The organism is Methylorubrum subtropicum, from assembly GCF_038442325.1.
Taxonomy (GTDB): Bacteria; Pseudomonadota; Alphaproteobacteria; order Rhizobiales; family Beijerinckiaceae; genus Methylobacterium; species Methylobacterium subtropicum.
In genome coordinates, this window is sequence record NZ_JBBXMW010000005.1 from 227,913 (window position 1) to 239,959 (window position 12,047).

Sequence of the window (12,047 nt, forward strand, 5' to 3'; positions counted from 1 at the left end):
CGCGTCCGAAAGGAGCGTCCTCGAGGCTCGACCGAAGGACCCGATGGCGCCCACGACCCACCTCGCCCTGATCAACGTCTTCATCGGCGACATCCAGGGAGGGCTGGGGCCGTTCCTCGGCACGTGGCTGGCGCAGCAGCGCCAGTGGAGCCCGTCCGAGATCGGCCTCGTCACCACCCTCGTCGGCGGCGGTGCGCTTCTGCTGAGCGGGCCGTTCGGGGCGCTCGTCGATCGGGTCGAGCGGCCACGGCTCCTCGTCGTGCTGTCCTGCGCGGCGATCCTGGCCGGCACGCTGCTCCTGATGCCGGCCCACAGCTTCGTGCCGGTGCTGGCGGCGCAGTTCCTGGCGGCGGCGGGCGGCACCCTGCTGCTCCTGGCGGTCACCGCGCTGACGCTCGGCGTCGTCGGCAAGGAGGCGTTTCCGCGCCAGCAGGGCCGCAACCAGGCCTTCAACCATCTCGGCATCCTGCTCGCCGCCGGCATCATCACGCTCGGCACCGCCCGGTTCGGGCCGGAGATCGCGTTCTGGGTGCTCGGCGCCATGGCGGCGGCGGCGATCGCCGCGACGCTCGCCATGCCGGCTAACGCCTGGAACTGCCGCCGCTCCTTCGGCTGGAAGGAGGAGGACGAGACGGCGCCCGACCGCTCGCCCTACCGCCAGATCTTCTCCGACACGCGGGTCCTCGTGCTCGCGGTGGCGCTCGCCCTGTTCCAGCTCGGCAACGGCGGCATGCTGAGCCTGCTCGGGCAGAAGCTCGTCCACACCACCGCCGACCCGGTCGCCTGGACCGCCCGCTACGTCATGGTCGCCCAGCTCGTGATGGTGCCGGTGGCGCTGGTCGCCGGCTCGCTCGCCGACCGGCGCGGACGCCGCCAGCTCCTGCTGGCCGCCTGCCTCGCCCTGCCGGTGCGCGCGGCGATCTCGGCCTTCGTCGACGACCCGTACTGGCTGATCCTGGCCGAGGTGCTCGACGGCGTGGCCTCGGGGATCATCGGCGTCGCGGTGCCGGTGGTGGTGGCCGACCTCACCTGGGGCACGGGCCGGACCCAGACCGTGCTCGGCTGCGTCAACGCGGTGCAGGGCGCGGGCGGGGCGCTGTCGGCGTGGTACGGCGGGCTGATGCAGGGCTGGCTCGGCTGGACCGGCAGTTTTCTCGCGCTCGGGGCCGCGGGCGTGGCCGCGCTCGCCCTGGTCTGGTGGCTCGCCGCCACCACCGAGGAGAGCCGGTCGCAGCGCCGCCACGCCCGGAAGCTGGAGCGCCGGAAAGCCCGCACCGCCGAGCGACCGGCCTGAGGCTTTTTGGCCCGGAACAGGCGCTCAAGCGATCGGTTTCAGGCCTGACATTTTCGGCGACGAGATCGATGGACCAGCGCAGCGACGGCCGCACGATTCACGCCTACGAGCCCCGCGCCGTGCCCTGGCTCAGCGTGGTGTTCGGCTACGGGCCGATGCTGCCGTTCGTCGGCGGCGCCGCCCTGGTCTGGCTGCTGCCGCCGAAGGCGAGCGAGGCCGTGTTCGGGCTCACGCTGCTGTGGGGCTGCGCGATCCTGACCTTTCTGTCGGGCGTGCGCCGCGGCGTCAGCTTCCGCACCGAGGGCGGGGCGCGGGCGACGCAGATCGTCACGATGCTCGGGCTGTTTCTCTTAGGCTTCGGCGCGCTGGTCGCCTTCGCCCTCGGCTTTGTCGTGGCCGCCCTCGTCCTGCTGATGCTCGGCTACACGACCATCGCCGTGCTCGATCCGATCGCCGCGCGGCGCGGGGAGGCGCCCCTGTTCTTCGAGCGGCTGCGCCCGTTCCAGATGCCGCTCGCCGTGTTAGGATTGGCCGCCCTTCTCGCGCACCGCCTGCTCGCCTGACATGCACGTCCGCCACGATCCGCAGGCGCCGGAATCGCAAAAAATCGGTTTCGACGCGTTCCTGGCCGTCGACATCCGCCTCGGCACCGTCGTCTCCGCCGAGCCGTTTCCGGAGGCGCGCAAGCCGGCCCTCAAGCTCGTGATCGATTTCGGCCCGGTCATCGGCTGCAAGCGCTCCTCGGCGCAGATCACCGAGCACTACGCGCCGGAGACGCTGGTCGGTCGGCAGGTCGCCGCGGTGGTGAATTTCCCGCCCCGCCAGATCGGAAAGTTCCTGTCCGAGGTGCTGACGCTGGGCTTTGCCGACGAGGCCGGCGCCGTGGTGCTGTGCCAGTCCGACCGGCCGGTGCCGGACGGCAGCCGGCTGTTCTGATTCCCCACCGTCATTCCGGGGCGCCGCAGGCGAACCCGGAATCCACCCGTGATGCGCGGCCCAACGAGGCGTCGTGTCCAGTCTTGGATTCCGGGTTCCGCTTCGCGGCCCCGGAATGACGGCGAAGAGCATCGAGCCCCGACCGTCGCTCCACCGTCCTGCGCCCTCGGCTTGCCGCGCCGCCGCCGCCTGCGATAGAGCCGGGCCTCAATTCCCCGAAGACATCGCGATCGGCGACGACATGGCCAAGGCCGAGACCCTGAAACCCCGCCTGCCGCGCGGCTTTCCCGACCGCACCGAGGCCGACCTGCTGGCGCAGGGCCGGATGCTGGAGACGATCCGGCAGACGTTCGAGCTCTACGGCTTCGAGGCGCTGGAGACCCCCTTCGTCGAGTACACCGAGGCGCTGGGCAAGTTCCTGCCCGATCTCGACCGGCCGAACGAGGGCGTCTTCTCATTCCAGGACGACGACGAGCAGTGGCTCTCCCTGCGATACGACCTCACCGCGCCGCTCGCCCGGTACGTCGCCGAGAACTTCGATGCGATCCCCAAGCCGTACCGCAGCTACCGGGCCGGCTACGTCTTCCGCAACGAGAAGCCGGGGCCGGGCCGCTTCCGCCAGTTCATGCAGTTCGATGCCGACATCGTCGGCGCGGCGTCGGTCGCCGCCGACGCCGAGACCTGCATGCTGATGGCCGACACCCTCGACCGGCTCGGCCTCGGCGGCCAGTACGTGGTCAAGGTCAACAACCGCAAGGTTCTGGACGGCGTGATGGAGGCCATCGGCCTCGCCGGCCCCGACAAGGCCGGCCAGCGGCTCACGGTGCTGCGCGCCATCGACAAGCTCGATCGCCTCGGCGCGGACGGCGTGCGCCAGCTGCTCGGCCCCGGCCGCAAGGACGAGAGCGGCGACTTCACCAAGGGCGCGGGGCTCAGCGATGAGGCCATCGAGCGCATCCTGGCCTATGTCGGCTTCGAGGCGAGCCCGCACGAGGGCGCCGACCGCATGGCGTTCTGGGAAAAGTTCTTCGGCTCGTGGCACGCGGTGGTCGGCGAGTCCGAGACCGGCCGCGAGGGCATCGCCGAGCTGCACGCCATCATGCGGCTGTGCGAGGCGGCGGGCTACGGCCACGACCGCGTGCGGGCCGACCCGTCCGTGGTGCGCGGCCTCGAATACTACACCGGCCCGGTCTACGAGGCCGAACTGACGTTCCCCGTCACCAACGAGGACGGCCAGACCGTGCGGTTCGGCTCGGTCGCGGGCGGCGGGCGCTACGACGGGCTGGTCGGCCGCTTCCGCAGCGAGCCGGTGCCGGCCACCGGCTTCTCCATCGGCGTGTCGCGGCTGTTCTCGGCGCTGCGACTGACGAAGAGCCCGCTGGTCGACGGCGCGGCCAAGCCCGGCCCGGTGGTCGTGCTGGTGCTGGATCGCGAGAACGTCGCCGAGTATCAGGCGCTGGTGGCGCGCCTGCGCGCCGAGAACATCCGGGCCGAACTCTATCTCGGCGCCGCCGGCATGAAGGCGCAGATGAAGTACGCCGACCGCCGCCGCGCGCCCGCCGTGGTGATCCAGGGCTCGAACGAGCGCGAGGCCGGCGAGGTCCAGATCAAGGACCTGATCCAGGGCGCCCAGGCCGCCGCCGCCATCGCCAGCAACGCCGAGTGGAAGGCCGCGCGGCCCGCTCAGGTCTCGGTGCCGGTGGAGCGGATGGTCGAGGCCGTGCGCGAGGTGCTGGCGCGGCATTTCGGGTGAGTGGCGCCTTCCCCTCCCCACAGATCTCGGGCTTGCCCGAGATCTGCATCTTTCTCACCCAGATCGGGCAAGCCCGATCTGGGTGGGGAGGGGTCAGGGGTGGGGGTAGTTCAGGATAAGGCGTTGCGGTGCCTCCTGCACCACCCCCACCTCCGGCTCCTCCCCGCAAGGGGGAGGAGAGGGAGCCCCCTCAAAACCCCGCCGCGAGCCGCGTCGGCGGGGCGGCGCGGTGGACCGCGCCCTGGCGGTAGAGGCCCCTATGCTGGCCGTCCGGCACCAGCGCTTCGGTCAGCCCGATCACCGTCTCGGCGGCGCCCAGCAGCACGGCGCCGTCGGGCGCGAGCGCCTTGGCGATGCGCTCCAGCACGTCGGCCTTGGTCGGCGCGTCGAAGTAGATCAGCACGTTGCGGCAATAGACGATGTCGAACTGGCCGAGATGCTCGAACGGGTGCAGCAGGTTGAGCGGGCGGTAGCTCACCATGTTGGCGATGGCTGGGCTGATGCGCCACTGCTCGCCCACCTGCGTGAAGTGCTTGACGAGAAGCTGGACCGGCAACCCGCGCTGCACCTCGAAATGGCTGTAGAGGCCGAGGCGCGCCTTCTCCAGCACCTCGGTCGAGAGATCGGTGCCGACGATCTCGACCTGCCAGCCGGCGAGTTGGGCCGCCGCCTCGTGGATCAGCATGGCGAGCGAATAGGGTTCCTGGCCGGTGGACGCCGCGGCCGACCAGATGCGCAGGCGGCGCGTCGCGGCGCGGGCCGCGAGGGCGCGGGGCAGGAGCACGTCGCGGAACAGGTCGAACGGGGCGCGGTCGCGGAAGAAGAACGTCTCGTTCGTCGTCATCGCCTCGACCACGGCCCGCTCCAGCGGGCCCTCGCGCGACAGGCGTAGGGTGCCGACGAGGTCGGACAGGGTGGCGAGTTCGAAGCGGCGGCAGACCGGCGTGAGCCGGCTCTCGACGAGGTAGCGCTTCTCGGGCCCCAGCGCGAGGCCGGAGCGTTTCTTCAGGTAGTCGCGCAGGAAGACGAAATCGGCCTCGGTCATGCCGCGCCCCCGCCGATGGCGGAGCGCAGCGCCGCGCCGATGTCGGGCAGCGGCAGGACGGCGTGGCACAGGCCCGCCTTGGCGACGCTGCCGGGCATGCCCCAGACCGTGCTGGTGGCCTCGTCCTGGGCGATGAGCTGTCCCCCCGCCTCGACGAGCGCGCGCGCGCCCGCGGTGCCGTCCGAGCCCATGCCGGTGAGGATCACGCTGAGCGTGGCGGCGCCGTAGATCGCGGCGGCGTCGAGGAACAGCACGTCCACCGCCGGGCGGCAGAAGTTGACCGGCGGCCCGTCGTCGAGGCGGATCACCGGGTCGGCGGGGGAGCCCGACAGCCGCATGTGGCGCCCGCCCGGCGCGACGTAGATGCGGCCGGGCTGCAGCCGCTCGTCGGCCTTGCCCTCGGCGGCCGGCAGGCCGACCTTCGCGCCGAGATGCTCGGCGAAGACCGCGGTGAAGACCGGCGGCATGTGCTGGACGATCAGAACCGGAAGCCGCCGCAGCGTCGCCGCGCCGATCTTCTCCAGCACCTCGCCGACCGCCTTGGGGCCGCCGGTGGAGGAGCCGACCAGCAGCACCCGCGGGGCGGTGACGGTGCGCGGGCGCGGGCGCAGCGTCACGGTGCCGGACAGGCGCGAGACCGGCGCGGGCGCCGCGGTCGGGGCGGTGGCCGACGTCTCAACCGCGGTCGGCACCGGGCGGCGGCGGGCGCGGGCGGCGCCGAACACGCGGATGCGCTCCAGCAGGTCGGCGCGGAAGCCGTCGGAGGTGGTGACGCCGCGGTTGCTCTCGGGCTTGGGGATGTAATCGACGGCGCCGAGCGACAGGCAGCGCAGCGACACGTCGGCGTTGCGCTGGGTCAAGGTCGACATCATCACCACCTGCACGCCGGGCTGGCGGGCCAGGATCAGCGGCAGGGCCTGGATGCCGTCGAGTTCCGGCATCTCGATGTCGAGGAGCACCACGTCGGGGGCGCAGCGCGCCAGCGCATCGACGGCGGCGCGGCCGTTGGGGGCGGTGGCGACGACCTCGTGGCCGGCCTCGCCCAGCCAGCGCGAGACCAGCCCGCGCACCACGGCGGAATCGTCGGCGACGAGGACCTTCACGGCGGGGCGTGGGGCCGCGGTCGGTGCGAGGGCCTGTGTCGCCGCCATGGGTTTCGTGCCTCCGCAGGAGGATGGGGGGAGAGGGGTCCTGCGGCCTCCCCGGGCCGCTCGGAAGGGGCGCCGCGCGAGGGTCGCGCGAGCGCCGGATCAGGCGTGCGGGGCCAAGCGCACCGAGAAGCCGACCTGATCGAGCTTGGCCATCATGATCTCCCGGTCGAAGGGCTTCATGATGTACTCGTCGGCGCCGGCCCGCAGGGCGCGCGCGATGGCGCCGACATCGTTCTCGGTGGTGCAGAACAGCACCTTGGGCCGGTCGCCGCCGGGGGACTGGCGCAGGTTCCGCAGAACCTCGTAGCCGTCCATGTTCGGCATGTTCCAGTCGAGCACGATCACCGAGGGCATCGCCTCGGCGCACATCGCGAGCGCCTTCTCCCCGTCCTCGGCGTCGCGGACGCTGAAGTCGAGGGTTTCCAGGATGCGGCGGGCGACCTTCCGGATCACCGCGGAATCATCGACGACGAGGCCGGTTCTCATCGCGCGTCCCCTCAGGCGACCTTGGCGTCGCGGCCCGCATCGCCGAAGGCGAGCAAGGCATCGACGTCGAGGATGACGAGCAGGCGACCGTCGAGGCGGTGGACGCCCAGCGAGAGGTCGCGCCAGCGCGGATCGAGGTTGATCGGCACCGGCTCGTGGGTCTCGGCGCCGAGCTTCAGCACCTCGCCGACGCCGTCGACGATGAGGGCGAAGGTCTCGCCCGCCTGCTCCAGGCCGATCGCCATCTGCGCAGCGCCGCTGGCGCGGTCGGGCAGGCTGAGGCGGCGGCGCAGACACAGGGCGGTGACGACGCGCCCGCGCAGGTTCAAGAGGCCGACGATCTCCTTCGGGGCCAGCGGCACCGGGGTGATGCCGGCGGGCACGAACACGTCGTGCACCCGGTCGATGGTGAGACCGAACATGGTCTCCCCGACGAACACCGTGACGTAGTCGGTGGTGTCGGCGGGGGCGGCGTTGGCGTTGGCGGCCTGCATGGGAGCGACTCTCTACGTCAGGGCAGGATCAGGCGGCGCGGGCGAGGCCGGGCTCGCCGATCTCCGCGAGGGCGGCGAGCAGGCCGGAGCGGTCGAACTTCGCCACGAGGTCGCTGATGGCGAGCTTGCGGGCCTGCTCGATCGCCTCGGGGCCCACCGTGCCGGTCAGCGCCACGACCGGCATCTCGGCGAGCCGCCCGCCGGCCTTGCGCATGGCGCCGACGAGGTCGAAGCCGCTGCGGCCGGGCATGTCGAGGTCGCTGACCACGAGGTCGATGCCCGGATTGGAGAGCAGCGCCTTGAGGGCCTCGTCGGCGCTCGCCGCCGCGCTCACGCTGTAGCCCGCCGCCTTGAGCACGGGGGTGAGCATGTCGCGGAAGAAGGCCGAGTCGTCCACGAGCAGGAGCGAGGGCGCCTTGACGGCGGCCTTGCGGGGGCCGCGCGCCCAGTCGTCGTAGGCGAGCGGCAGGAAGTGGGCGATGTTGATGATGTCGGTGGCCCGGCCCCGCAGCACCGCCGAGCCGATGAGGTCGGAGCGGTCGGCGGCGATCTCGATGTCGAGGCGCTCCTCGACGATGTCCACGATCTCGTCCACGACGAGGCCCATCGCCCGGTCGCCGTCGGAGAACACGACGAGCGCTTGGCTGCCCTCGGTGCGCAGCGCGATGGTCGGGTCGGCGGGCACCAGCGGCATCAGGCGGCCGCGGTACTGGATGAGCGGACGCCCACCCAGCCACTCGATCTTGGCCGCGTCGATCTCCTCCAGGCGCGTGACCAGCGAGAGGGGAACGGCCTTGAAGCCGCCTGCACCGCCCTTGAACACCAGCAGCGTCGCCTTGGCATCGCCCGCCTCGACCTCCTCGGCCTCCGATTCGGCGACCGCGCCGGACTGCGCGCTCTGGCCGACGAGCTTGGCCACGCCGTTGGGATCGACGATCAGCACCACGGCGCCGTCGCCGAGGATGGTGTTGCCGGCAAACAGCGGGATGTGGCGGAGCTTCGAGGACATCGGCTTCACGACGATCTCTTCCGTGTGGAAGACCTCGTCCACGAGCACGCCGAAGCGCTGGCGACCGACCTGGGCGACGACGACGAAGCCGGATTCGACGACCTCGCCCTCCTCGACGGTGGCCTGACCGCGCATCAGCCCCTCCAGGGTGACGATGGGCAGGAGGCGCTCCCGCAGGCGCAGCACCGGCGCGCCGTTGATGCGCTCGATGGCGTTGGCGCCTTCCTTGGCGCCCTTGGCATCGACCCGCACCAGTTCGAGCACCGCGATCTGCGGCACCGCGTAGCGCTGGGCGCCGGCCTTGACGATGAGCGCCGAGACGATGGCGAGCGTCAGCGGGATCTTGATGGTGAAGGTGGTGCCGCGGCCGAGTTCGGTCGCGATGTCGACGACGCCGCCGATGGTCTCGATATTGGTCTTGACCACGTCCATGCCGACGCCGCGGCCGGAGACCGAGGTGACAGCCTTGGCGGTCGAGAAGCCGGCGTGGAAGATGAACTTCGCGACCTGCGCGTCGGTCATCTTCTCGATCTCGGCGGCCGGGGCGAGGCCGCGCTCGACCGCCTTCTTGCGGATCGCGGCGAGATCCAGGCCCTTGCCGTCGTCGGCGATCTCGATCGTGATCGTGCCGCCCTCGTGATAGGCCGAGAGGCGGATCGTGCCGCGGGCGGGCTTGCCGGCCTTGACGCGCTCGTTGGTGGACTCGATGCCGTGGTCGGCCGAGTTGCGCACCATGTGGGTGAGCGGGTCCTTGATGACGTCGAGCACCTGACGGTCGAGTTCGGTCTCGGCGCCGGACATCACCAGTTCGATGCCCTTGCCGAGTTCGGCCGAGAGGTCGCGCACGACGCGGGGCAGCTTCTGCCACGCGTTGCCGATCGGCTGCATGCGCGTCTTCATCACGCCTTCCTGCAGCTCGGCGGTGACGTGGGAGAGCCGCTGCAGCGGCACCTTGTAGCCCGAATCCTCGTGGCGGCGGGCGATCTCGAGGAGCTGGTTGCGGGTCAGCACCAGTTCCGAGACCATGGTCATCAGGTGCTCGATGGTGTCGACGTTCACCCGGATCGTCTGCACCTTGGCGATGGGGCCCTCACCACCTTCGGAGGCGGGCGCGGCCGACGATGCGGCGGCGGCACGCGGGGCGGCGGGCTCCGGCGCCTCTTCGGCCGGCATCTCGAAGGCAGGCTCCTCGGCGACCGCCGGGGCGGGCTCGGGCGCGAAGAAATCGTCGGGGCCGGGCGCTTCCATGAAGGCGCGCTCCAGCTCGTCCAGCGAGACCTCGCCGGGCTTCAGCTCGCGCTCGACCGGCGGCGGCAGCACGATCGCGGCGGGCGCGGGGGCAGGGGCCGGGGCGGCGGCGGGCGCGTCGTCGGAGGCCATCTTTTCCAGCGCACCGATCAGGTCGTCGTCGGAGCCCGCGGGCTCGGCGCCGGTGGCTTCGAGATCGCCCAGGATCGCCTTGAGCCGGTCGAGGGTGGCCAGGATCAGGGTCACGGAAGCGCCGCTGACCGGGTAGCCGTCGCGGAAGCGGCCCATCAGGGTCTCGGCGGCATGCGCCAGCGCTTCCAGCCGCGGCAGGCCGAGGAAGCCGCAGGTGCCCTTGATGGTGTGCACCAAGCGGAAGATGTTGCGCAGAATCTGCTGGTTGTTCGGGTCCTGCTCGAAACGGACCAGCTCCGCATCGACCGTGTCCAGATGCTCGGCGCTCTCGACCAGGAACTCGCGAAGCAGATCGTCCATGGCAGGTACTCGTCAAACGCGCACGAAAGGACGTGCGACGAGCACTCTCGCCTCGGAAAGTTAGTGAAGGGTTTCGGGAGAGGCGGAAAGCTCAGATAACCGGTTAGAGATTTCCGCCGAGTCTGGCTTAGGCCAGTTGGGTATCCGACGGCGGGGCGCTGTCGGAGGGGCGGTCGGCCTCGAGGCTCGGGGCCGGGGCGCCGGGCAGGCCGACATTGGCCTCGGTCGGCGTGGCCGTGACGGTCACCTCGTCGCCCTCGATCACGAAGCGCACGTCCATGGCGGCGGCGCGCGCCACGAGGCCGGCATAGAACGGCAGGATGCCGTGGGCATCGACCGTGCCGCCCTCCGGCGTGCCGGCGATCAGCGCCTCGACATGGTTCGGGATGCGGGCGTGGCTGCCCTTGGAGCGGAGCGTGAAGGTCGGCGCGTCGCCCGAGCCCGTCACCTTCACGTCGATGTGGCCGCCCCGCGGGATCGCCGTCGAGGCGATGACGACGAGGTTGAGGAGCAGCTTGACCTTGTTCTTCGGAAACAGCGCCTGCGGCGCGCTCCACGAGAGCTGGGTCTTCTCATCGGCGAACATGGCGCGCGCGACCTTCTCGGCGTCGGCCAGATCGATCGAGGCGCCCGCCGAGCCCGCCGCCCCGAAGGCGATGCGGGCGAACTGGATGCGGGCCGAGGCGGTCTTGGCGCTCTTGCGGATCAGGTCGAGGGCGAATTCGCGCATCGACGGGTCGTTGTCGTCCTCCAGCACCTCCAGCCCGTTCACGATGGCGCCGATCGGGCTGATCACGTCGTGGCAGACGCGCGAGCACAGGAGCGCCGAGAGGTCGAGGCTGTCGAGGGTGAGGCTGGTGCTGGGGCCGCTCATGGCACGCTCCGTTGCCGGATGTCGCGGGCAAGCCGCGAGGTCTGGTCCGATGTCGTCGCCCGATCCGGCGTTGCGACCGACACGGGCATCCGGGCACCGATAGTCATGGAAGGCGGCTTTGGAAAGGCGTAGAGGTCGGAGGGCGGCGCCCGAGGCCAAGCAGGATTCCGTCCATATTTTTCCTAAGTCGTATCGCAAGAGCCTCGCAAGAACGCGGGCGAGGGATCGTTCATGAAGAATCGTTCAGCAACGAGTCAGGCCGGGGCGTGATATTTGCCTCCCCCTCGCATGCTTCTCATCACCTCCGCGCTCGATTCCCCGCCCGCCACCGCTCATGACCCCGCGATGACCGCCCCCGACCCGCTCCCCGCGCTCCCTCCATCCGGCCCCGTGCCGGAGGCCCTGCGCGATCCCGTGGCGCGGCGGCTGGCCGGCATCGCCTGCGAGGCCGGGCGCATCCTGCGGGGCTATCACGGCGGCGATTGCCCGCACGTGGTCAAGCCCGACGGCTCGCCCGCGAGCCTCGCCGACGCCCGCTCGGAGGAGCTGATCGTCGCTGCGCTCCAGGCCGGCTTTCCCGGCATCCCGGTGATCGCCGAGGAGACTTCCTGCACGGCGCCGCCCGCGCCGCTGTTCTTCCTCGTCGATCCCCTCGACGGCACCCGCGACTTCCTGGCCGGCCACGACCAGTACTGCGTCAACATCTGCCTCGTGCAGGGCGACCGTCCGGTCGCCGCCGCGCTCGCCGCGCCGGGCCTCGGCCGGGTCTGGGCCGCGGGCACCACCGCGCAGGAGGCGGCGATCGTCCAGGGCCGCGCGGGCGCCTTCCGGCCGGTCGCGGTGCGCGAGGCGCCCGCGGAAGGCCCCGTCGCCCTGGTGAGCCGCCTGCACGGCGACAGCGCCACCGACGCCTGCCTGGAGCGGCTCGCCGTGGGCGAGCGCCGCGTCACCTCCTCGGCGGTGAAGTTCTGCCTGATCGCCGCGGGCGAGGCCGACGTCTACGTGCGTTGCGCCCCCACCATGGAGTGGGACACGGCGGCGGGCGACCACGTGCTGACCATGGCGGGCGGGCGCGTCGTCGGGCCCGACGGCGGCACCGTCACCTACGGGCATTACGGCCGCTTCTACCGCAACGGCCCCTTCGCCGCCCTCGGCGCGGCCCGCTACCACGACGAGATCGACCTGCCGCAGGAAGCCGCCGTCACCTATTTCGACCGGCGCCGGGCCGGCGAGGCCGTCCCTTCCCCTTAACCCCTCGTTAACTC

11 protein-coding genes are annotated in these 12,047 nt (G+C 71.5%); 5 read left to right on the top strand and 6 right to left on the bottom strand.

Annotated elements, in window-relative coordinates; all coding sequences use genetic code 11:
- Window positions 1-43: 43 nt before the first annotated feature.
- From AAHG03_RS10035 to hisS, 4 genes are all read left to right on the top strand, one after another.
- On the top strand, window positions 44-1,294 hold the full coding sequence (locus tag AAHG03_RS10035) for an MFS transporter (protein WP_342150485.1): 1,251 nt from the start codon (window positions 44-46) through the stop codon (window positions 1,292-1,294).
- Between the two features lie 68 nt (window positions 1,295-1,362).
- The gene (locus tag AAHG03_RS10040) at window positions 1,363-1,857 is read left to right on the top strand and encodes a DUF3429 domain-containing protein (RefSeq protein WP_342150486.1); all 495 of its coding nucleotides are present in this window, start codon (window positions 1,363-1,365) and stop codon (window positions 1,855-1,857) included.
- A gap of 1 nt (window position 1,858) precedes the next feature.
- Window positions 1,859-2,230, top strand: a complete 372-nt coding sequence (locus AAHG03_RS10045) for a tRNA-binding protein (RefSeq protein WP_342150487.1) — start codon at window positions 1,859-1,861, stop codon at window positions 2,228-2,230.
- 241 nt (window positions 2,231-2,471) lie between these two features.
- On the top strand, window positions 2,472-3,983 hold the full coding sequence (gene hisS, locus AAHG03_RS10050) for a histidine--tRNA ligase (RefSeq protein WP_342150488.1): 1,512 nt from the start codon (window positions 2,472-2,474) through the stop codon (window positions 3,981-3,983).
- 190 nt (window positions 3,984-4,173) lie between these two features.
- On the opposite strand, the gene AAHG03_RS10055 is transcribed toward hisS, so the two are convergent.
- The 6 genes from AAHG03_RS10055 to chpT all read right to left on the bottom strand — a co-directional run bounded on the left by AAHG03_RS10055 (window position 4,174) and on the right by chpT (window position 10,782).
- Complete coding sequence (locus AAHG03_RS10055) at window positions 4,174-5,028, bottom strand: CheR family methyltransferase (protein ID WP_342150489.1); 855 nt, start codon at window positions 5,026-5,028, stop codon at window positions 4,174-4,176.
- Window positions 5,025-6,179: a protein-glutamate methylesterase/protein-glutamine glutaminase gene (locus tag AAHG03_RS10060; protein WP_342150490.1), complete on the bottom strand. Its 1,155-nt coding sequence runs from the start codon at window positions 6,177-6,179 to the stop codon at window positions 5,025-5,027. The genes AAHG03_RS10055 and AAHG03_RS10060 overlap by 4 nt, the downstream gene beginning before the upstream one ends.
- A gap of 99 nt (window positions 6,180-6,278) precedes the next feature.
- A complete protein-coding gene (locus tag AAHG03_RS10065) occupies window positions 6,279-6,665 on the bottom strand; it encodes a response regulator (RefSeq protein ID WP_342150491.1) in 387 nt (128 codons plus the stop codon).
- A gap of 11 nt (window positions 6,666-6,676) precedes the next feature.
- Entirely contained in the window at window positions 6,677-7,159 is a 483-nt protein-coding gene (locus AAHG03_RS10070) for a chemotaxis protein CheW (RefSeq protein WP_342150492.1), read from the bottom strand.
- A 28-nt stretch (window positions 7,160-7,187) separates the two neighbouring features.
- Window positions 7,188-9,908 carry a hybrid sensor histidine kinase/response regulator gene (locus AAHG03_RS10075; protein ID WP_342150493.1) on the bottom strand — a complete coding sequence of 907 codons (2,721 nt, stop codon included), beginning with the start codon at window positions 9,906-9,908 and terminating at the stop codon, window positions 7,188-7,190.
- A 127-nt stretch (window positions 9,909-10,035) separates the two neighbouring features.
- On the bottom strand, window positions 10,036-10,782 hold the full coding sequence (chpT, locus tag AAHG03_RS10080; RefSeq protein ID WP_342150494.1) for a histidine phosphotransferase ChpT: 747 nt from the start codon (window positions 10,780-10,782) through the stop codon (window positions 10,036-10,038).
- 345 nt (window positions 10,783-11,127) lie between these two features.
- Between chpT and AAHG03_RS10085 the strand changes: the two genes are divergently transcribed.
- Entirely contained in the window at window positions 11,128-12,033 is a 906-nt protein-coding gene (locus AAHG03_RS10085) for a 3'(2'),5'-bisphosphate nucleotidase CysQ family protein (RefSeq protein ID WP_342150495.1), read from the top strand.
- The last annotated feature ends 14 nt before the right edge of the window (window positions 12,034-12,047 follow it).

What these genes read in the sequence shown, in the direction of transcription:
- AAHG03_RS10035 (WP_342150485.1), top strand. Translation starts at nt 44, where the DNA reads ATGGCGCCCACGACCCACCTCGCCCTGATCAACGTCTTCATCGGCGAC.
- AAHG03_RS10040 (WP_342150486.1), top strand. Translation starts at nt 1,363, where the DNA reads ATGGACCAGCGCAGCGACGGCCGCACGATTCACGCCTACGAGCCCCGC.
- AAHG03_RS10045 (WP_342150487.1), top strand. Translation starts at nt 1,859, where the DNA reads ATGCACGTCCGCCACGATCCGCAGGCGCCGGAATCGCAAAAAATCGGT.
- hisS (WP_342150488.1), top strand. Translation starts at nt 2,472, where the DNA reads ATGGCCAAGGCCGAGACCCTGAAACCCCGCCTGCCGCGCGGCTTTCCC.
- AAHG03_RS10055 (WP_342150489.1), bottom strand. Translation starts at nt 5,028, where the DNA reads ATGACCGAGGCCGATTTCGTCTTCCTGCGCGACTACCTGAAGAAACGC.
- AAHG03_RS10060 (WP_342150490.1), bottom strand. Translation starts at nt 6,179, where the DNA reads ATGGCGGCGACACAGGCCCTCGCACCGACCGCGGCCCCACGCCCCGCC.
- AAHG03_RS10065 (WP_342150491.1), bottom strand. Translation starts at nt 6,665, where the DNA reads ATGAGAACCGGCCTCGTCGTCGATGATTCCGCGGTGATCCGGAAGGTC.
- AAHG03_RS10070 (WP_342150492.1), bottom strand. Translation starts at nt 7,159, where the DNA reads ATGCAGGCCGCCAACGCCAACGCCGCCCCCGCCGACACCACCGACTAC.
- AAHG03_RS10075 (WP_342150493.1), bottom strand. Translation starts at nt 9,908, where the DNA reads ATGGACGATCTGCTTCGCGAGTTCCTGGTCGAGAGCGCCGAGCATCTG.
- chpT (WP_342150494.1), bottom strand. Translation starts at nt 10,782, where the DNA reads ATGAGCGGCCCCAGCACCAGCCTCACCCTCGACAGCCTCGACCTCTCG.
- AAHG03_RS10085 (WP_342150495.1), top strand. Translation starts at nt 11,128, where the DNA reads ATGACCGCCCCCGACCCGCTCCCCGCGCTCCCTCCATCCGGCCCCGTG.